The sequence below is a fragment of the Aliikangiella litoralis genome (genome assembly GCF_052495765.1).
The window spans coordinates 4,611,081-4,630,944 of the sequence record NZ_CP199292.1; the positions used below are offsets into that span (position 1 = coordinate 4,611,081).

Here is a 19,864-nt window from a genome sequence, read left to right on the forward strand (position 1 = left end):
TTTAAATTTCCGATGATAGATTATTAGATTTAAGGTTAATTGCACAACCTGCGACAACTAATATTGCCTTATCTGCTAAATTAGCTAACTCTTGGTTAAGCCAACCGGCTCGATCAACAAAATCACGACTTAACTCACCTATCGGTATAACACCGCTACCAACTTCATTCGATACTATCACTACATTAGCCTTTGTTTTTGATAAGGTATTGATAAAAGCCTCCCGCTCATTATGCCAACCTTGTGTATCGTTAGTGCACAACCAATTACTTAGCCAAAGAGTCATACACTCAATAATTAATGTTTTATCGGGAAAATTATTTTCATTAACAACTTTTGATAAATTAAATGGCTCTTCGATTAACAACCAATCTTGTGGTCTAGAGTCTTGATGATATTTAATGCGCTCACGCATTTCATTATCACCCGCGGTAGCAGTTGCCACATAAGTAATGTTATTTGACTGTTCGCTTGCTAATTTTTCAGCAAAGCCACTCTTACCTGATCGCGCACCACCTAAAACTAAATAAATCATTAATATCATCCAGCTATTAATACAAAGTAAACTATCAATTCTATTAACTGTTGAGTTGCACCTAATGTATCACCTGTAAAACCTTTTATTTGCTTCAACAGAACAAAGCGAATAACGAAATAGCTCAGTAATAAAGTCACAACTAAACTGACAAAAACATGTAAAACTAAAAATAAAGCGGCCAAGCCAATAAATAAACTAATAAGCCAATCATTTTTTGAAGTTGTTTCTGCTAAAGGCTTAACTTTAGCCTTTGCATCTTCAGAAACATAGGGTAAAAAATAAATAAGTGATGTAGCAACACTTCGACTAATGGGATGTGCAACAACTAACGCTAGTAAAACATTATCTAAATGTGATAGAAGCACAAACTTAAAAGTTAACACAAACCAAATTGAAATCGAACCATAGGTTCCAATTCTGGAATCTTTCATAATTGAAAGCTTTTGCTGTGCACTCCAGCCGCCACCCAAACCATCACATGTATCAGCTAAACCATCTTCGTGAAAACAACCTGTTATTAAAACACTCACTAACATTGATAACAAAATAGCGATGGTCACTGGAAAATGTAACGAGAAAAACCAATAAACAAAGCCACAAATCAGTCCAATTCCCCAACCAACCAAAGGAAAATATCGACTTGCATGGTTTAACTTCGACTGTTCAAAATCAACAGATGCAGGTATCGGAATTCGAGTGAGAAAACCTAGTGCAATAAAAAATAAATTTAACTCCTTTTTTACTAGAGTCATACGCTATCAACTCCAGCACTTTCAAAGCTAGCCATATCATTGTAAAAAGACTCAGCGGCTTTCAATAATGGAAATGCTAAAGCAGCCCCTGTTCCCTCACCTAAACGCAAGTCTAAATTTAGCAATGGTTTAACTTGCATAAACGCTAATAATTGACAATGTCCTTGCTCTTCTGATTGATGACAAAAAACCATATATTCTTTTGCTTGAGGCTCAATTTGACAAGCTGCAAGCGCAGCTACTGAGGAGATAAAACCATCAACTAAAATAACACACTGACATTCAGCAGCGGCTAACATCCCACCCACCATTTGAACAATTTCAAAACCACCTAATGCCGCTAGTATTTGCTTTACATCTCTCAGCGATTGCCGATGTTTATTTAAAGCTTTTTTAATTAAGCTAACCTTTTTCTGATAAACCTCATCAGTCACGCCAGTCCCTCGCCCAACACATTCTTCAGCAGGAATGCCGGTTATCGCACTCATTAGTGCCGCAGCAGATGATGTATTACCAATCCCCATTTCACCAAATCCATAAACATTAGAACCACTGTTAACATGTTGGTATACCACTTCAGCCCCTAGTAAAATACCTTTATTAACTGACTCAATAGTCATAGCGGGAGAATTAACAAAATTATTGGTTCCGCGCCCCAATGACAAAATAGTCAGCGCAGGGTGACTAACAGGAACTAACATTCCAGCATCAATAACTTCTAAATTAATTTCATTCACTTGGCAAAAACAATTAATTGCTGCACCACCATTAAGAAAATTGATAACCATCTGTTGAGTCACTTCAGAGGGAGCTATACTAATTCCTTCTTCTGCAATGCCATGATCACCCGCAAAAACAAGCATCGTTGGTCGATTTAAATTAATTTTTTCAGAACCGGTAATTAAAGCCAACTGTTTAGCTAGCTTTTCCAAAATACCTAATGCACCTCGAGGCTTAGTTTTGTTGTCTATAATATTTTGAATCATTACTTGATTAGTTAAATCTAATGCTGTCATTTCAAACATAAAAACTACTCCTCACTGCTGAGCTATTCGACTTCTATTTTTTAAGATAATAAAAAAGAAAAAACTACCAACCGCAGATGTCACAATACCAATCGGTAGTACCTGATGCTTTAAAACAGAATGCGCAATAACATCAACCCAGACCATAAAAGTGCCGCCAAGTACTAAAGACATTAATAAAACTCGATGAATTTGCGAGCCGATAATAAAGCGGGATATATGAGGAATCATTAAACCAACAAAGCCTATTCCTCCAACATGTGCGACCAATACCGCAGTAATAATTGCACATACAATTAACATAAATAAACGAAGTTGATTGACAGGAATACCTAAAGTTAAAGCACTTTCATCTCCGGTTTGAATCGCAATTAACCAACGTCTATAGAGAAAAAATAAAGCGACACCAATAATTAAAATACTAGCAGGAAACCAAATTTCTCCCCATTGGCTATTGGCAAAACTTCCCATCATCCAAAACAATAAAGTCGCCGCAGTTTCTGGTTCAGAATAATATAAAATCAAGCTGGTAAAAGCACTAAGCATAAAGGAGACGGCAACTCCGGATAATAATAAACTTTCCACATTAACAGAGGCTCTTCCAGCCAAAATCAACATTAATATTACAGAAAATATTCCACCAACTAATGCCCCCATAGTAATTGAAATAGTAGCCGTAGAAATAACCGCCATTACAATAACGGCACCGAGAGATGCGCCAGCTGAAATACCAAACAAATAAGGATCAGCTAATGGATTGCGAGTCACAGATTGTAAGATCGCCCCGGTTACTGAAAGCCCAGCTCCAGTGAGCAGAGCCATCAATATTCTTGGTAAACGAATTTGCCAAACAATTTGTTGGCTAATAGGATCAACTTCACATTGCCAATAATGACAACCAAACACACTATAAAAAACTTCGCTAACAGGTAAACCAGCACTCCCCATACCCAGCGCAACAATCATTGTTAGCAATAATACAGCTACAGCTGCCACCATCAATATTACAAACTTTGATGCACTTTCTTTTGTATTTATTTGAGAGTATTGACAGTGTATTTCACTCGACATTTATATATGCCCTCCAACCGAAAAAGTTATCCTTAACTTTTGATTAAAGGGGTGTGTATCAACACATGCTTCTATTCCAAATACTTGACGCAAACACTCTTCTGTTATTACTTGCTCAGGCTCTCCTAGCGCAATAATTTTTCCTTTATCCATTAAAATTAATCGGTCGCAATAAGCTGTTGCTAAATTAAGATCATGAATGCTAACAATAACGCTAATTCCCATATCACGAGCTAACTCCAACACTTCAACTTGATGCTTTATATCAAGATGGTTAGTTGGCTCGTCCATAATCAATAATTCAGGAGATTGTAAGATTGCCCTAGCAATCATAGCTCTTTGTTTTTCTCCCCCCGATAGTGAATTAAACATTTGTGTTAATTTGTCAGAGAGATCAACTTTTTTTGCGGCACTTTCTATTGCCAAAAAATCATCTTGAGTATCAAAAGCGAGTAACGACTTATTTGGTGTTAACCCCATTTTGATAACATCAATTACACTTAACTCAAAGCGTGTTGGGGGCTCTTGTAAAACCACGGCTATTTTTTGTGCCAAGTCACGCCGAGAATAAGTTTGGAGCTTTTGCTGGGCAAACATCACCTGCCCACTGGTTGGTTTATATTTACCATAAAGGCAGCGGAGTAAAGATGACTTGCCAGCCCCGTTAGGCCCAATTATGCCGACAAACTCGCCTTGTGAAATAGAAAATGAGATTTGCTCAAGAATGGCTTTATCTTTGACATGCCAGCAAAGTTGCTCGACTTCCAATAAAGTATCAATTTTATCAACCGATTGAGTCACTCAATTACCCTGACTAGTTAAATCAAACAATCAAGCAGAAACAAGACAAGGAGAAGTGTCAGAAAAACTTTCACTGCACCAACGAGTAACCCGCTCGAATAGCTAAAATATCAATTACCTCGGCAGGTCTCCTGGCTTATAGAGTCTTTTATGAAACTTCCTTCCCAATCAGCTTGATTAAATTGGCTTATATCAATATGAAGCTATTAATAGCAACGATCAGTGGATTATTGTTTCATCTCTATTTACAGTTGCGGGTACAGCCGCAGAATTTAACTGCGTTCCCTTTTAAGCGTAATACGCACCGAAAATTGGCGCGGATTATACCACAGCATCATTCAGACGAATACTAAATACCTGAACACGGGATAAATGATTAAACAAGTGCTCAAAAATCACCTGTTTAATTGATTGAAATATAAAAGAAAAATAACCCACTTCATTGAGTTAGCTTATTTATATTCAGTGGGTTGTTTTCAATTTAGATTAAGTAAGTAATTAACTATCTTCTATTAACCATTGAATTGCTTGAGTTTTTTTTACAAACACTTCAACATCGATAGGGGTATGAGAAATTAAAGACTTATAAATTGATAGTAATGCAGTGCCTAAAGTGTCATTAGACACCAAAGCCAATTTATAGTGTGTTCCACGTCGGTATTGATTTTTTGAGACAAAAGAAGCATGTTTACCTATATCGGACATTCCTAAATCAGGGTAAGCCCTAGTAAAATCATAACAAGCATTCATATCAAATTCGAAACGAGCATGTTTCAAAAGGCGCTCAAAAGTATCATTTAGGACTGCGAGGGTAATTCCACCATCAAGTATGACATCAATGAAGCCTCCACTTCGATTGAAATGAAGCTCGACCAAATAATCAGAACCTTTCTGTAGCTCACTTGACATAACGTGCCTATAACAACAAGTTGTCCGACAGTTATCTTTAAGTGTTTTCTAAAACTTCTAAAATAGCAAGTTTAATCAGTCAAATTAATGATTAGTTACTCTAAATGTGAGATCAATTCACATATACCGTTCAATTTAAAAATGTTACTGCAAATTAACTTGATTAATACTCACATTGCTCTAACCAATTCTTTGCTGTTACTTTTTGTTCAAAAATTTGTATGTCAACCTCTGATCGTGACAAATAGAGTCGATAAAATTGAACTAGCATTTTTGTCATTTCATCTCCACAAACCGCAGCCAAGCGATAACTATTTCCTCTGGTTTCACGTAGTCCATTCACAAAGTGGTAAAAAATTTCAGTTTGGTTTAATGTTAACTCAACAATTGAGTGAGTAAAATCAAAACAACTAGCCATATTTTTTTCAAATTTTGGATGACGAATTAATGAAGAAAAACTATCAACCAACTCTTTTAAACAGACTGTGCCAAAAAAAGATAAGTAGGCATACTTTTTATCAAAATCAATTTGAATATCAAAACACTGGGAAGTATCTGTCTTTTTCACTAAGTTAGTCATGGTTTTCCATTCTTTTTGACTGCCACATTTCTTCCTTCTGACTGTCCATTCGGGCGAGCAAACGACAAAATACAAATAATAAATCTGACAATCGGTTCAAATAGATTTTCCCTAATTGATTTATTTCATCACTTTTTGCTAAGGTCACAACTCTACGTTCAGCCCGTCGACAAATTGTTCGTGCCATGTGGCAGCTAGCGGTGGCTAAACTACCTTTAGGTAGCACAAATTCTTTTAAAGGAGGGAGCTGCTGGTTAAATTGTTCTAACCAAATATCTAACTGGTTGAGGTGTTTATCTTCAACTAATTGATAACCAGGCATAGCTAACTCACCTCCCAAATCAAACAATCGATGCTGAATATCAGCCAGTACTTCAGTTATTGCCTGATCGATTGGCTGCGAAAGAACCATACCAATAGCAGAGTTCAATTCATCTATTGTTCCAATTGCTTCTATCCTTGCAGAATCCTTATCTAATCTTTGATTTCCTCCAATACCTGTCGTACCATCATCACCTGTTTTAGTCGCCAGCTTGGATAACCTATTTCCCATATATATTCGCCTAATGTTAAAATCTGTTTCAATTAATAGTACAACCAGTTCAAATGCATATCTTTAAATAAAAGAACCTCTATACAGTTGGTTAATTATTCACCAGATATGAAAGGCCGCGTATTCTAAAGAAGAAAGTTTATTATTTGAACACCTCGTGCTTCTCAATTTGTTATATTTTTGCGAATAAGTTTAGAAATGACTTATTTGAGTTATACCAGACAGCCTTTTATTAAAAATAAATCACTCTATGAAAATTATCAGCCTAGTCCCCTCAATAACAGAAACCCTATTAAGTTGTAAGGTCGACCTGGTCGGTCGGTCTCGTTTTTGTATTCACCCTCAACCTCAAATAGAAAATATCCCCAAAATAGGTGGAACTAAAGATATTGACTGGTCAAAATCCAAATCATTAAAACCTGATTTAGTCATCTTAGATAAAGAAGAAAACACCAAACAAATGGCAGATACTTGCCCCTTTAATTATTTTGCTCTGCACATTACTAATATTAGTGATGTAGCGCCAGAATTATTCAGGCTTGCAAAGCACATTCAAAACTCAAAGCTTATGCAGATAGCAAAACGTTGGGAAGTAATTACTCACTCCCCAAGTACTAAAATAAGTTTAAATAATATACCAGGCATTATCGATTGGTGGAAAAAACCAAAAGAGCAAGTCAATTTTGAATATATTATCTGGAAAGAACCTTGGATGGCTATTGGTAATAACACTTTTATACAATCTATGTTGGACTATTGCGGACTGGCTAATAACAGAAAACAGCATGATGATAAATACCCAGTTATCAAATTAGAACAACTATCCAGGCAAGACACACTTTTATTATTTTCTAGTGAGCCCTTTCCTTTTCAACGTTATAAAAAAGAGATGATAGACTTAGGTTTTGCATGCGCTTTAATTGATGGTGAAAAATTTTCTTGGTACGGCTTAAGAAGTCTAGAATTTTTAGAAAACATGGACAATAAATAGATTCAATAAAATACAGTATCTCAAATTCAGGTTAATGATGTTGTTAAAACAGGCCTAAAACTTAAGTTTATTTTTGAATTCGTTCATCATTTTTTCATTTTTCTAAAATATTCTCCTAACTAATCATAATTTTTATTTATAGATGGCTATTAATTGTGATTAATTTCACACTATACTAATCTCCGCCAGCAAAATCAGAATTAGCGAACTAAATTAACCTCAGCTCTGGATAAGAAAAATGATTCTATTAATTATTTTGAATTTCCTTATCCAGAGTTGAGGTTAAATTACTACCCACATAATTAAAGGAGAGTAAAAATGACAACCAAAAAGCAAAAACTAGTCAATGTTAAAGTAGAAAACGCGCCAGAAGGCAGCCAACTAGTTGCTTTTAATGGAGATGAAAAACAAACAAAAACGAAGGAAGAAGCTAGAGATCTAGCATTTGGTAGCTGGGAAACCAATCAACATAAGCGCTCATATACCCACTAGTTATAGCCAGCCAGCTTTGCCATAAGCAATACATAGTCAATATTTAGCAACAAGGCCGCTTGGTACTCTATATAGCGTTTTTACTCTATTTTAACCGACAGCCACTCTTGGTAAGGCTACTTTGTGCAACCCTACCAACCCAAACGAGCATTATATTGGGGAGCCAGGCGGCATTTTAGGTAAGTCAATTAACTTTTCTTTATCTTCGACAGAAAGCTCTTCTAAACGCTTAGATTGATAAGCATAAAAACCATAGTAACTAGAGGTCTTTCTGACGGTTGTTAACTTTCTAAATAAATAATCTTTTTCTTTCAACAACACACCAAAAACTTGCATCCTAACTTGTGCGGGCACGCTTTTATCATGGACCAAATTTAAATAATTAGAATAAACCAAGTCAACTACAGACTGGTGTATACTCGCTTGAATACCATCGTAGTTTTGCTCAATAACTTTCTGGTGTATGTCAGTAGCGATCGAATCAATTGAAGGAACGGTCTGATCAACAGCATTTTGCTGTATTAATCTGGCTAACCTTTGGGGGTGAAAGATAAGACCTAAGGTATGTTGCGCAGAACCTGTGGCTAATTTGATCTGATCAAACACTGGACCCGTGTCACTGCTCACCGACTCACGTGTGCGGTAATAACCTGCAGCCTTAGGTAAAAGCATGTTAACCAGTTCTGGACGTAATACTAAAAATTCAGGCTCCAATGACTTTAACATCGTATTTAACGCCAGCACTTGTCTTTCGCCTGAAACTGATTTTTGTTGAGCAGGCTGATTATTACGCTTAACAGCATAATCATATTCATAGCCACCTAACCATTTTGATGCTGCAGCAATTTGATAACGATGAAAATAATAAACCGGGACCAAAATTTCCTGCAAATCAGACCACGGACGATCACGCTTTAAACTCTTAGCGCCAAAGTTTGTCAAAGCAGTTGAGCGTAGTTGATACATATTTTCAAGCTCAGCCACAGCGTCTGAACCATTATCCCATAAACTAGCTTGGGCATGCGGACTACCGGGACTTCTAGCATCGGCATCAGAAATAAATAGTAAACCCTCTTTATCACTTTTTGCAATAATTTGCTTTAATGCTGCCACCTCTTCTTCTGGCTCAAATTCTTGATAACCATAAGCAATTACAGCTTTATCCCATTTTCCCATGCCAACAGCATAAGCATTAGGCGCTCCTATCTTATTTCCATTTAAGGTGAATTGAGGATGAGGATAATCCATAACTGACTCTCGCCCATACCCACTTGATGCAAAATTGTGTTTGATTCCAATGGTGTGTCCGACTTCATGTGCAGATAGTTGACGAATACGTGCTAATGCTAAATTCATTAGAGCTTCGTCTTCTTCATCTTGTGCAAATGGCGCCATCATACCCTGAGCAATTAAATAATCCTGACGAACTCTTAGCGAGCCCAGTGTCACATGCCCTTTAATAATCTCACCTGTACGCGGATCAGTAACAGAACTACCATATGACCAACCACGCGTTGAACGATGCACCCATTGAATAACATTATATCTAACATCCATTGGATCAGCGTAAGAAGGTAACATCTTCACTTGAAAAGCATCTTTATAACCAATAGCTTCAAACGCTTGATTCCACCACATTGCCCCTTCAATTAGCGCAGACTTAACAGGCTCTGGAACACCAGGATCCAGATAATAAATAATAGGTTTAACAGCTTCACTTATGTTGGCTTTGGGCTTTTTCTTTTCTAATCGGTGGCGAGCAATATATCGTTTAGCAATGCCATCACCAATAGGTTGTGCATAGTCTCGGTATTCGACAGCTCTGTAACCACTTTTAGGGTGAAAAATCCTTGGTTTGTAGCCTCTATCCGGTAATCTCACAAAACTGTGGTGCATTTTTAAGGTAATCGCATGTGGATCAGGCACAGTCTTTCGAAGATGGACTCCTGGCTTTTTACCAACTAATGTAATGGTCGCTTCTAGTTCAGTATTATCAGGAAAACTTGTTGTTCTTGGCATATAAATCGCTGAACGAGACTTATCAACTTTAAAACCAACACCTTGCTTTTTTCTTTCAAGAAGGCGACCAACGGCATGGATGTCTTGTAATATAAAGTCACTAGCATCAACTAAAACCCAGTTTTTTCCGCTATCAACGACCTTAAACCCCCACAAAATAGAAGAAGCAAAGGCTTCTTCTACTGCTAGCGCTTCTTTTTTGTTTTTAGTCTCTGCCCGAAAAAAGGTTGGCTTTTGCTTTAAAAAAACTTTGTTGCCAACTTTTTCAAAAACAGCTAGTCGAGTATTACCTAACTGGCCACGATCCAACCCTATATCATTTGAACCAATACCATTAGGCAAGCTGGTTTGATAAATAAAATCTTGACCTAAATTATCTATTTTCAGGTAAATTTTATCCTCTTTTTTATCATAAATAATGTTTACAAACCCTCTATCAAGATCGTAAAGTTGCTCTAGGTCGACCAAGGTTTTGGCATGCACACTACTAAAAGAGCAAATAAACATACCCCAAAGGATAACTAACAATTTATTCATGATTTGTTCCTTATAAATTATTATTGTTGGTACAACTTATTAATTTCACGACACATAAAAAACGAACCAACTAATATTATTAGATAATATAAAATTGTTTTCACAGTGAAATCAAGAAAATCACACAAACATCTATTAAAAACTAAAAATCAATATTTCCAGTCACTTCGTAATACCCCATAATCTAATTGATCGGTCCAGTCTTCACCAATTAAAAAATGCTCTTTAAAATATGCTTCTTTTACCATACCTACTTTTTCCATCACTTTAAAAGAAGCAATATTACGAGGATCACACTTTGCAACAACTTTATGAAAACCTATATTATTAAAAATATAGCCTACTAAAAGCTTAACTGCCTCTGTACAATAACCTTTTCCAGTTGAACCTGGGCTTAACCGATAACCAATTTCTGCTCTCTGATGCGCCCAATCTTCAACTCTAAAGACAAACTCACCTAAAGCTTCAGACTGGCTCTTTTCACAAAGAATCAACCCATTCCACCTCTGCTCTTCTAATTTCCAAGGCTCACAATGCTCAGTTACCACTTGTTTGACCCTCTCTTCAGTATCGGGCACGCAAATATAACGGCTATTCTCAGGATCACTACGATAAGCATACATAGCCGCAAAATCACTTGGTATGCAAGGTCTCAAATAAATTCGCTCACTTTCTATCGTTGGCGTGGCTAATACTTGGTTTTGCTTAAATTGGTATAATTGTTTCACTTATGCTCCATTAGCCTTTTTCTTATGTGACACCGCTTTTTTTGTTGTTTTTTGTGGTGCTCGAATTAAATCAGAAAAGTATAGTGCATTAGCAAAAACTCGACTAGTACCTAACCAAAACCCTCTAAATAAAGGGTTGTCTGAAAATAAAATGACTTTCCCTCTCCCAACACTTTGTACCAAAATACTTGTTTGGTCAGCAATATGTTGGTTCACTAAGTCCGACATATAGCCTGCAACATGAGGTTGCTTGGTGAAGCGCGCGATAGAAACAAATGGCTCTTCTGGTTCAGAAAAGACTTGCTGCCCTCTTTTAAACACCGCAATCTTGTTATCATCCAAACCAAAACCTAATGGATGAGTCGTATCGATTTCAGCCATACCAATAGCACCACCAACATAATGCTTAGCATCTATCTTTGATTTATCGGCATATTTAGCTCGGGTATCGTGAGTTTGCTCAAAGGCCTTCATATGACTCGATGACCAACCTTGTTCTAACACCCATTTAGCGCCACCAGAGTGAGCTAATAACACTCCTCCTTTTTCTAACCAATCTTTGATTTTATTCGTTACAGGCTTACCCAACCGATAGTTGCCATTAGGTAAAATCAAATGAGTATATTGATTTAATGATAACCGAGTTAATTGCTGAGTTGTTATCCGGGTAACAGGTTGTGCTAATCTTTGATCGAGAAAATGCCAAACTTCACCAGCATCGTAGCTAGAAACCCCATCACCAATAATCAACAAAGGCTTAACCGCTTTTAATACAGGAACACTAGGGCTTCCCAAGTCTACTCCTTCAAGAGCTAGACCACTTGTAATTGAAATTGGTTCTATTTTCAAACGCTGCAACTGGGGAGCAAGCCATTTATAGATTGCTTGTCGAGAAATATTTTGATTATTTAACGGTAAAATAATACTCCCCAAGCTCAGTTTTTTAGCAGTTTGCTCTCCTTTCAGACGGGTAGGTTTAGTTAAACTTTGTACTCTCAAACCATAACGCTGCATTTCACTCAATAACCTTGCGCTTGCGAAGTTAGACCAATCAAAAGCCAGTGCAATAACTTTATCACTAGATGGTAATGTTGTATTAATCGTTTGTACCTTTTTTCCTAGTAATGACTGGCTAAAATCAGAACGATCAACAAACGCAAAGTTTAAATCAAATGCGAGTGCAAAATTCCAAGCAGATACATCGTAAAATATAGTATCTTTAAATGATTTTCGCGACTCAAACATAGAGGTAATTAAACGGTACTGAGGCTGTTGCAAGGGAATAATAAAACCAGTATTTTTATCAAACGTTTTTTTATCTATCGTTACTTTTTTCGCTAATGGATAAAATTTAATCTGGTGTCCTTTTAATATTCTTTGTAGCTCGCTAATACGATAAGGATCTTGAGAAGAAAACACTACACCGCGACTTTTATCCGCTTTAGCTAGCTTCTGAGTTTCTTTAGTAAAGTCAAGACGCATTTTTTTTAGCGCTTTATAATTAGCTTGTGCAGCATCAATAGTAGAAAAAGACGTGGTTAAATGGTTACGTATGGCAAATGGGAAACTAAGCTCACCAAAGTTTGAGTCTTGTACATGACCTCTAGCACTCGCTTGCTCAAAAAGAATACCAACGGAACCATGAGCATCCGGGTAAGTAGACCCTTTACCATAATAAAAATCATCAAAGTTTTCTTTGGTATAATATAAACTGCCAATATTATCTAATGCTTTTGCATGATGTTCACCAATAGTTGCCGTCATTTTATAATTTGCTTGTGAAGTCAGAGGGTTTTGTCGAGAGTGAACTCCTGGTTGAAAAAAATAGGAGCTATTGGTGCCCATTTCATGAAAATCTGTCAGTATATGTGGTCGCCAACGATGAAACTGCTCAACTCGGGCCTGTGATTCAGGGTGCTGTAACAATAACCAGTCACGATTTAAATCGAACCAATAATGGTTTGTTCTTCCTCTTGGCCACTCTTCGTGATGCTCTCGATCCTTTGGATCAGTATTAGCAGTATCACTTTGATAGGTATTTACCCAATGGGCAAACCGTGCCAAGCCATCTGGGTTGAGCATTGGATCAACAATAATAACCTGTTTATCCAATTGAGCGAGTGTTTTAGCATCTTTAGCAGCAGCATAATGGTAAGCCAATAATAAGGAAGCGTTACTACCGCTTGCTTCATTGCCATGCACACTGTATCCCATCCATGTGATAACAGGAATATCTTTATGCTGATTTTTAGATAGGTGTTTCTGTCGTATTTCTTCAAGGCTCCTAATATTCTCAGGAGATGATATATAGGCCAATATTAGAGGGCGTTTTTCATGGGTGTACCCTGTTACTTCTATTTTAACGCGATCAGATTGAGCAGCTAACAAGCTGTAATATTGGTAAATCTGCTCAGGACGAACATGCCAATCTCCCACCTGATAGTGCAACACCTCTTCAGGTTTCGCTATCGATGACTTATATTGCCGGGCTTCTGGTAGATAATATGACAACTCTGTTGCAATAGATAAATTGGAAATAGCAGTCACTACTCCAATTAAAATTGCTTTAATGCTTTTTGACATCATAAGATTTGATGGTCCCTAATAATCAGTTTACTTTATTTCTAATGTTTTACACATGCTCCAACATTAGCTGATATAGCTTTATGCTCTGAAGGCTGTAGCAACATATTTGAAGACGAATTGTATTTATAATATTGGGTCAAGCCCGAGAATAGGGAAAATCCGTATGCAAATCAATAACAAATAGAACATTTGTTACTGTTCATTAAAGTCTATAGTCCCCTAACAACTCATGACATCCTCAATATATTGCTATAGTCCCCGAAAAATTTCCTTCTAAAAACAGCACTATCACTCACTATATCTAAGTAATGTTATTACCTTATAAACTAAGTGGGTTTATCTGGTTAAAAATCTGTTAAAATACTCATATATATCGAATAGAGTTGTAGTTAATAATGATCAATATCACTCCGGCAGGTCAGGAACATTTTAATAAGTTATTATCTTCTCAAGAAGAAGGTACGGGAATTCGAGTTTTCGTTGTCAATCCAGGTACACCGCACGCTGAATGCGGAGTTTCTTATTGTCCCCCCGATGCAGTTGAAAAAGACGATCTAAAACTAGAGTTTGACCAATTCAACGCCTATGTGGATGAAGAAAGCATTCCATACCTGGAAGAAGCAGAAATTGATTATCAGACCGATGATATGGGTGGGCAGCTAACCTTAAAAGCTCCCAATGCCAAAGCACGCAAAGTAGCCGATGATGCACCAACCATCGATAGAATTCGTTATTTGCTTGAATCAGAAATCAATCCTCAGCTAGCCAGTCATGGTGGGCAAGTATCATTGGCCGAGTTTACCGAGGACGGAATTGTTGTGCTTCAATTTGGTGGTGGCTGCCAAGGTTGCGGTATGGCCGATGTAACTTTAAAAGATGGTATAGAAAAAACACTGCTTGAAAAGATCCCTGAAGTTAAAGGAGTAAAAGATGTGACTGAGCATCAGCTAGGAGAAAATCCTTACTACTAGTCTCTCTCATCAAACCAATTAACAAAGCCTCATCAATAACAGTGAGGCTTTTCAAAATAGGATAAACCAGCATTATCACCCTCTTTCTCAATCTTTTTTATAGGCATCCATTTACTTATAACTAAATCACTATAAATTGTCACAATAAAAGCCGTTATTTTTGCCGCTCTTTTCGTTGTCTGACTTGTCCATAGAGCGGCTATGCACTGCGCCAGGCGCCTTAATAGTGACAAAAATCCCTGACTTTTCTCTATGCCAATTGATAGTGATTTAGCTATATAATAAGAAATACCTTAATCAACACCAAACACTCAATGTCATCAGTTACAACCAAATTAAAACAAATGGCTTTAACTCCAAAGGCTCAGTTAAAGAAGTTGGTTATCGGCACAGTGGGCGCATTCTTTTTCTTGGTCGCATTAATTTTCACGAGTGATTTTTCCAACCAATGGTTATTTTACTGTTTAAGCCTCGGCTTAGGGCTAAATGTTTTATATGCTTTACCTGGGTATATTGGTATATGGCTGTGGCGCATGCGCAAATTTTTTTTCAATATCGATTGAATTCAATATTAATTCCTTATAACTTACCTGAAAATCAAGCGCCACTAACTGAAGATAATAAGCATTGACTAAAATAAATAAAAAATGGCTCTACCTCCCTATCAGCTTATTATTTGGACTACTGTTTACCAATAGCCCACCCAATCAATCTAGTCAGGTTTACCAAGAACTATGGGAAACAGGTCATCTTATTCTATTTGCTGGGGTTATTTACATCCTGAGCCATACCGTTTATGTTGTTAACTATAAAACTTGGCAAAAAATAGGACTCACTTTTATATTTTGTGTTTTATTTGGGTTAATAACAGAGGTAATTCAACTGCTTGTTGGACGTAACTTTGAAATTAAAGATATTATTAATGACATACTCGGAGGATATATAGGATTAACACTTTCACTTTTAAATAAAAAAAATACGCTTAGAATCAATTGGCTTTATTTTTCGATCATCATTGGTTTAAGCATTTCAGGAGGACACCAACTCATATTAGCACTGAATGAACATTTGAGAATGAAACAAGACTTTCCTGTTTTAGCCAATTTTGAAAATGTTACACAACTCAAACAATGGCATCATTCACACTCAACTATAACCTTATCAAAAAAAATAAAACAGCAAGGCCAATTTTCTATGCAAGTAGCCTTATCGCCAGCAGAATACCCTAATATTTCGTTAGTCCATTTTATAAGAAACTGGCAAGGTTACAAAAATATAAACTTCAGTATTTATAACCCATCCCAAGAAACATTCAATTTAATCCTTAAAATTTATGATCAAGAACATAATTACCAATTTGATGATCGGTTTAATAAAACCCTATCAATAGCACCAGGATGGACGTTAATGAAACAACCATTACAAGAAGTTGAAAATGCACCTAAAAACAGAAAAATGCAATTAGACACTATTGCTTCATTCAGCTTATTTATGGAAAACCCGCAGCAGGAAACGACGTTTTATATTGATGAACTCTACCTTTCAAAATAACGATCACAAAAAAGCAATTGGTAGAATTCGCTTATTATTAATAAAGCCAACCAACTAATAACAAACAAAATTTTTACATAGATGCTTACATATCACTTAAGCATTATACACAATTTTAGATATTTTCACTTTTCACCAACACCATAAAAGCATTATGATGCTATCAAGTTAATACAATAAAATAGCCAGGTAAAAAGAAAGCGATGAAAAAAACAAGTTTTTTATCAATAATATTAATACTAATCACCGCATGTGGCGGAGGTTCAAATACCTCACCAACGCCCCCTCAGCCAGATACGACACCGAATGCGTTCTCAATAGACGCAATCTTTGAGGCGGAGCTAGATAGCGAGATTGTATCTAACACGATTACAATACAGGGCATTAATGAAGCCGTACCGCTAATAGTAGAAGGCTGTAGCTACTCTTTAAACCAAGCAAGCTATCAAACGACACAAACAACAGTGAATAATAGCGACACACTTTCTTTTAAAATGCAATCATCAACCGAACATTATTCTACCGTAACATGTAAGGTTCAAGTCAGCCAATATATCACTGACTTTACGGTAACAACAATGCCCGAAATGCTAGAAGTAAGCATTTCAGCAAAAAGTTCAAGCCAAGAAAAAACCTCAGTCTCTGTTGAAAAACTTTTTTTGCATGATAATAATGGAGAAAATGTAACGGAGGTAACTATCACTGATAACCAGGCACTAATACCTAAAACAACTAACAATATTTCTTATACTGCATACGCAAAAACCAATCTGTATGGTGAAACACAATATAATCTGTTTACTCAATATAAAGTTAACTCTTCACAAAACCATTTGATATACCCGCCAACGAGTAGATTTAAATTTGACGATTGTAAAACAGTTGAACTACGGCATAGAGAGCCAAACTCAAATATTCACTCTACCGGCTTTTATACATCAAACAGTTGTAATAATTTAGTAGGGAAAACATCTTACTCAGAACCTGATAATTTCAGTGCGATGTTAGACATATCTAGTAGCAATTCAATAAACGATTTAATTTACTTTAGACGAGACGAAAATGAAAACTTTTTATCTTATCAAATATATAATAGCGCTGATTATAGTGATGGAGATACTATAGAACCCACGATACTTGAAACTGACTTTAACCTACTTTCTTTTTCGCTTTATGCAAAATCTGATGGGGACTTGCGGCTTTATACTGTAGCCGAGAATGGCCGAAGAATGTTGCTAGGTAGCCATGTTCTTTATGCAGGAGCAAATGATTATGTGATGAACTGGGCTAATAAGGTTGACTTTGAACAATACTTAATTAGTAGTGTATTGCGTAAAAACAACCAAACTCTATTTTTTAATAAAAGTTTTTCTCACTCAGAAACCCCTAGTATTTTTGACGATCAACTCAACCAAAGCTTTTTTATTTCAATTGATATTACCGATAAAACTTTAAGCTGGAATTTGGAAGATGATAAACAGTTTTCTAATGCTATAGTTGACATACAGCAAAAAATCAATAATGAAACTTATTTTTGGAGGCTTAATACTTCAGGTGTAAATTCACTTACTCTTCCTGACATTCCTCAAATACATACTAATGTTTTTTGGGATAATGCATCTATCTCAATTTTTTTATATCATGAAGATACTGCATTAGAAATCAAAGACTCTATTTCTGTTTATGGAAATATAAACTGCTCAAATGATGTTTGTAGTTTAAATATAAACCTATAACATTCCCTCATAGGCACTAACTCTCAATAATATATTAGTATTGAGAGTTAGTATACTAAACAAAAGAGCAAAGAATTACTTTTCACTATTCAATTGATAACCCTTTTCTTGAGCTTGTTTTTTAATCGCTTTAGTTAATGCTTCATTCATACTTGGCGCATTTGCAACTTGCTTAGCTTTCTTTTGCGCAACATACTGTTCCCTTTTTTTACTGAGCGAAGCAATTTCCTTCTTAACCTTTTCTCGTTCTTCTGCTTTTTTCAAGACATAATTTTTACGCTCTTTAACGGTCATTTTTTTCATCGGCTCAGGCAAACTACCATCTTGTATTTCACCTAATTCAGATTCTTTTACTTTTCCTTCACTTAGCGCATCAACCAAGTCCCAACTACTATTTTTATAAAAAGAAGACGACTTTGACTTAACACGCTTAGCTAATAAAGCCGAAGAAATTCCATTACTGGTTTCATCTTGTTTTATTTGACGTTCAACACTTGCATTACCAGCCTTTCCATAAGGAATATAAGTCTGATTTAGCTGGTTATTTAATTCTGCAATTTTTTTGTCTTGCGGAGCATCAACATGAAATACTTTTTGCTCAGTATCAATACTCATATAATCCCCACCAGCAAGTAAAGCGCCAGACTGCCACCCTGTCTGTATACCCGCTTTATAGCTACCTGCAAAAATAGTATTAACTGAAATGCCTTGCTGTTTAGCCAAATTAATAGCGGCTTGATAATGAACAGGTCCCTGAGTAAAAGCTTCATTGCCAGCAATAAAGATAGTTTTAATATCTTTGTCTGATTGACTCCACTGCAATCCATTAACGGCAGCTTGTATAGCCATTCCGCAAAATTCACTTCCGCCATTTGTAGATAATGAAAACAACCCTTCAGAAACTTTATCTAACTCACGAGTAAAATTATTTAGTTTACGAACAAATCCATTACTCTTAGGGTTTCCATCATTGCCATATTCAAATAAAGCCACTTCTAAAATAGGTGTAACGCCTTGTCTTTTAACTGTGGAAAACTCATTAACCACCTGCCAGATTTGGTTGCGAGTCTGGTCAATAAGCCCCTCCATACTCCCACTAGTATCTAATAAAATAGCCAATTGTATTTTTGGTTGATAATGTGGTTTTCTGATCACTTGCGTATTAAGTTTATTAGGTGAGATAACATGGTCACTTGTTTTTTTAACAATAAATTGTTGATTAATTGTTGTAGCCTGAACACAGGTAGAGCCTGTAAACAATAGACTACTAATAATCGCCGCAACGACACAATTAGAACCTTTGAATAGCTCTGTTTTTACCTGTTTTTTAACTAATAGCATAAACTTTACCTTTTCATTTAACTGAACAATAAGGCCAGTTTAAGCTAACCTCATGGATAAAATTAGACATTAAAAAGTAAAGTTTTCACTTAAAAATTTTACATTCTGTTTACAATAAGACCTATCCGTAATGCTTTTAGTTGTATTTAAATCGATTGACTATATATTTCAGCTTCTACATCGTTAAAAAGTTCAAAAGGTAAGCTTTTCTCATATTTAAAACCTTGCTTCATCACAACATTTTTAGAAGCCTGATTATCAGGATGTATCACACTAACCAAGCGTGTTAACTTTAACTGTTTTTTAGCAAATTGAATAACGCTGATAGCCGCTTCCGTGGCCAAACCTTTCCCCCAATACTCAGGAAGAAATCGATAACCCAACTCATTTTCATTAATGTCATCTAAATACTTAATACCGCTAAAACCAATAACTTGATTGGTTTCCTTAAAGACACAAGCGAAACGGCCATAGCCATAAACTTCATAATCGTTAAGCGGATGTTTTTGTAAATACATTTTAGCTTCAGCTTTAGATTTTAGCGGTTGATTACCTGTATAACGAATAATTTCAGGTATAGTCGCTAATAAAAATAGGGCATCCACATCATTGAGTGTAAATGCACGCAAAAACATTCGCTCCGTTTCTAAAACAATATCTTTCATTATTTTTTATCCTGCCAT

Annotated in this window: 18 protein-coding genes and 1 riboswitch; of the genes, 5 read left to right on the top strand and 13 right to left on the bottom strand. The window is 36.1% G+C overall.

Features of this window, described 5'->3' with window-relative positions:
- Position 1: 1 nt before the first annotated feature.
- From cobU to ACT5E3_RS19235, 8 genes are all read right to left on the bottom strand, one after another.
- Positions 2 to 535 (bottom strand): bifunctional adenosylcobinamide kinase/adenosylcobinamide-phosphate guanylyltransferase, encoded by a 534-nt coding sequence (gene cobU, locus ACT5E3_RS19200; protein WP_444995169.1) that lies wholly within the window; start codon positions 533 to 535, stop codon positions 2 to 4.
- Positions 536 to 540: 5 nt separating this feature from the next.
- Complete coding sequence (locus ACT5E3_RS19205; protein WP_444995170.1) at positions 541 to 1,290, bottom strand: adenosylcobinamide-GDP ribazoletransferase; 750 nt, start codon at positions 1,288 to 1,290, stop codon at positions 541 to 543.
- Entirely contained in the window at positions 1,287 to 2,315 is a 1,029-nt protein-coding gene (cobT, locus tag ACT5E3_RS19210; protein ID WP_444995171.1) for a nicotinate-nucleotide--dimethylbenzimidazole phosphoribosyltransferase, read from the bottom strand. Before cobT ends, ACT5E3_RS19205 begins: the two co-directional genes overlap by 4 nt.
- A gap of 12 nt (positions 2,316 to 2,327) precedes the next feature.
- Positions 2,328 to 3,386, bottom strand: coding sequence for a FecCD family ABC transporter permease (locus ACT5E3_RS19215; RefSeq protein WP_444995172.1), 1,059 nt, complete (start codon positions 3,384 to 3,386; stop codon positions 2,328 to 2,330).
- Positions 3,387 to 4,187 carry an ABC transporter ATP-binding protein gene (locus ACT5E3_RS19220; protein ID WP_444995173.1) on the bottom strand — a complete coding sequence of 267 codons (801 nt, stop codon included), beginning with the start codon at positions 4,185 to 4,187 and terminating at the stop codon, positions 3,387 to 3,389. It lies immediately after the preceding gene.
- Positions 4,188 to 4,291: 104 nt separating this feature from the next.
- Positions 4,292 to 4,509: riboswitch (cobalamin riboswitch) on the bottom strand.
- A 176-nt stretch (positions 4,510 to 4,685) separates the two neighbouring features.
- Positions 4,686 to 5,096 (bottom strand): hypothetical protein, encoded by a 411-nt coding sequence (locus ACT5E3_RS19225; RefSeq protein WP_444995174.1) that lies wholly within the window; start codon positions 5,094 to 5,096, stop codon positions 4,686 to 4,688.
- A 163-nt stretch (positions 5,097 to 5,259) separates the two neighbouring features.
- Positions 5,260 to 5,676 (bottom strand): hypothetical protein, encoded by a 417-nt coding sequence (locus ACT5E3_RS19230; RefSeq protein WP_444995175.1) that lies wholly within the window; start codon positions 5,674 to 5,676, stop codon positions 5,260 to 5,262.
- Positions 5,669 to 6,229, bottom strand: a complete 561-nt coding sequence (locus tag ACT5E3_RS19235) for a cob(I)yrinic acid a,c-diamide adenosyltransferase (RefSeq protein ID WP_444995176.1) — start codon at positions 6,227 to 6,229, stop codon at positions 5,669 to 5,671. Before ACT5E3_RS19235 ends, ACT5E3_RS19230 begins: the two co-directional genes overlap by 8 nt.
- Before the next feature lie 250 nt (positions 6,230 to 6,479).
- Here ACT5E3_RS19235 and ACT5E3_RS19240 point away from each other — a divergent pair, with 250 nt between their 5' ends.
- On the top strand, positions 6,480 to 7,220 hold the full coding sequence (locus ACT5E3_RS19240; RefSeq protein WP_444995177.1) for a helical backbone metal receptor: 741 nt from the start codon (positions 6,480 to 6,482) through the stop codon (positions 7,218 to 7,220).
- Between the two features lie 318 nt (positions 7,221 to 7,538).
- The gene (locus ACT5E3_RS19245) at positions 7,539 to 7,712 is read left to right on the top strand and encodes a hypothetical protein (RefSeq protein WP_444995178.1); all 174 of its coding nucleotides are present in this window, start codon (positions 7,539 to 7,541) and stop codon (positions 7,710 to 7,712) included.
- Between the two features lie 150 nt (positions 7,713 to 7,862).
- Here ACT5E3_RS19245 and ACT5E3_RS19250 read toward each other — a convergent pair whose 3' ends face one another.
- The 3 genes from ACT5E3_RS19250 to ACT5E3_RS19260 form a co-directional block, all read right to left on the bottom strand.
- Complete coding sequence (locus tag ACT5E3_RS19250) at positions 7,863 to 10,268, bottom strand: zinc-dependent metalloprotease (RefSeq protein WP_444995179.1); 2,406 nt, start codon at positions 10,266 to 10,268, stop codon at positions 7,863 to 7,865.
- A gap of 149 nt (positions 10,269 to 10,417) precedes the next feature.
- On the bottom strand, positions 10,418 to 10,996 hold the full coding sequence (locus ACT5E3_RS19255; protein ID WP_444995180.1) for a GNAT family N-acetyltransferase: 579 nt from the start codon (positions 10,994 to 10,996) through the stop codon (positions 10,418 to 10,420).
- Entirely contained in the window at positions 10,997 to 13,582 is a 2,586-nt protein-coding gene (locus ACT5E3_RS19260; protein WP_444995181.1) for a M14 family metallopeptidase, read from the bottom strand.
- A gap of 395 nt (positions 13,583 to 13,977) precedes the next feature.
- Between ACT5E3_RS19260 and nfuA the strand changes: the two genes are divergently transcribed.
- The 3 genes from nfuA to ACT5E3_RS19275 all read left to right on the top strand — a co-directional run bounded on the left by nfuA (position 13,978) and on the right by ACT5E3_RS19275 (position 17,840).
- Entirely contained in the window at positions 13,978 to 14,553 is a 576-nt protein-coding gene (nfuA, locus tag ACT5E3_RS19265; protein ID WP_444995182.1) for a Fe-S biogenesis protein NfuA, read from the top strand.
- A gap of 627 nt (positions 14,554 to 15,180) precedes the next feature.
- Positions 15,181 to 16,104 (top strand): VanZ family protein, encoded by a 924-nt coding sequence (locus ACT5E3_RS19270; protein ID WP_444995183.1) that lies wholly within the window; start codon positions 15,181 to 15,183, stop codon positions 16,102 to 16,104.
- A gap of 203 nt (positions 16,105 to 16,307) precedes the next feature.
- The gene (locus ACT5E3_RS19275; protein ID WP_444995184.1) at positions 16,308 to 17,840 is read left to right on the top strand and encodes a hypothetical protein; all 1,533 of its coding nucleotides are present in this window, start codon (positions 16,308 to 16,310) and stop codon (positions 17,838 to 17,840) included.
- A 75-nt stretch (positions 17,841 to 17,915) separates the two neighbouring features.
- Here the strand turns inward: ACT5E3_RS19275 and ACT5E3_RS19280 are convergent, their stop codons facing one another.
- Both ACT5E3_RS19280 and ACT5E3_RS19285 read right to left on the bottom strand, forming a co-directional pair.
- Entirely contained in the window at positions 17,916 to 19,181 is a 1,266-nt protein-coding gene (locus ACT5E3_RS19280) for a VWA domain-containing protein (RefSeq protein WP_444995185.1), read from the bottom strand.
- A gap of 146 nt (positions 19,182 to 19,327) precedes the next feature.
- Positions 19,328 to 19,846 (bottom strand): GNAT family N-acetyltransferase, encoded by a 519-nt coding sequence (locus tag ACT5E3_RS19285; protein WP_444995186.1) that lies wholly within the window; start codon positions 19,844 to 19,846, stop codon positions 19,328 to 19,330.
- Positions 19,847 to 19,864 lie beyond the last annotated feature (18 nt).

Excerpts from the sequence above, each read along its gene's own strand:
- cobU (WP_444995169.1), bottom strand. The coding sequence starts at position 535 with ATGATTTATTTAGTTTTAGGTGGTGCGCGATCAGGTAAGAGTGGCTTT.
- ACT5E3_RS19205 (WP_444995170.1), bottom strand. The coding sequence starts at position 1,290 with ATGACTCTAGTAAAAAAGGAGTTAAATTTATTTTTTATTGCACTAGGT.
- cobT (WP_444995171.1), bottom strand. The coding sequence starts at position 2,315 with ATGTTTGAAATGACAGCATTAGATTTAACTAATCAAGTAATGATTCAA.
- ACT5E3_RS19215 (WP_444995172.1), bottom strand. The coding sequence starts at position 3,386 with ATGTCGAGTGAAATACACTGTCAATACTCTCAAATAAATACAAAAGAA.
- ACT5E3_RS19225 (WP_444995174.1), bottom strand. The coding sequence starts at position 5,096 with ATGTCAAGTGAGCTACAGAAAGGTTCTGATTATTTGGTCGAGCTTCAT.
- ACT5E3_RS19230 (WP_444995175.1), bottom strand. The coding sequence starts at position 5,676 with ATGACTAACTTAGTGAAAAAGACAGATACTTCCCAGTGTTTTGATATT.
- ACT5E3_RS19235 (WP_444995176.1), bottom strand. The coding sequence starts at position 6,229 with ATGGGAAATAGGTTATCCAAGCTGGCGACTAAAACAGGTGATGATGGT.
- ACT5E3_RS19240 (WP_444995177.1), top strand. The coding sequence starts at position 6,480 with ATGAAAATTATCAGCCTAGTCCCCTCAATAACAGAAACCCTATTAAGT.
- ACT5E3_RS19245 (WP_444995178.1), top strand. The coding sequence starts at position 7,539 with ATGACAACCAAAAAGCAAAAACTAGTCAATGTTAAAGTAGAAAACGCG.
- ACT5E3_RS19250 (WP_444995179.1), bottom strand. The coding sequence starts at position 10,268 with ATGAATAAATTGTTAGTTATCCTTTGGGGTATGTTTATTTGCTCTTTT.
- ACT5E3_RS19260 (WP_444995181.1), bottom strand. The coding sequence starts at position 13,582 with ATGATGTCAAAAAGCATTAAAGCAATTTTAATTGGAGTAGTGACTGCT.
- nfuA (WP_444995182.1), top strand. The coding sequence starts at position 13,978 with ATGATCAATATCACTCCGGCAGGTCAGGAACATTTTAATAAGTTATTA.
- ACT5E3_RS19275 (WP_444995184.1), top strand. The coding sequence starts at position 16,308 with ATGAAAAAAACAAGTTTTTTATCAATAATATTAATACTAATCACCGCA.
- ACT5E3_RS19280 (WP_444995185.1), bottom strand. The coding sequence starts at position 19,181 with ATGCTATTAGTTAAAAAACAGGTAAAAACAGAGCTATTCAAAGGTTCT.
- ACT5E3_RS19285 (WP_444995186.1), bottom strand. The coding sequence starts at position 19,846 with ATGAAAGATATTGTTTTAGAAACGGAGCGAATGTTTTTGCGTGCATTT.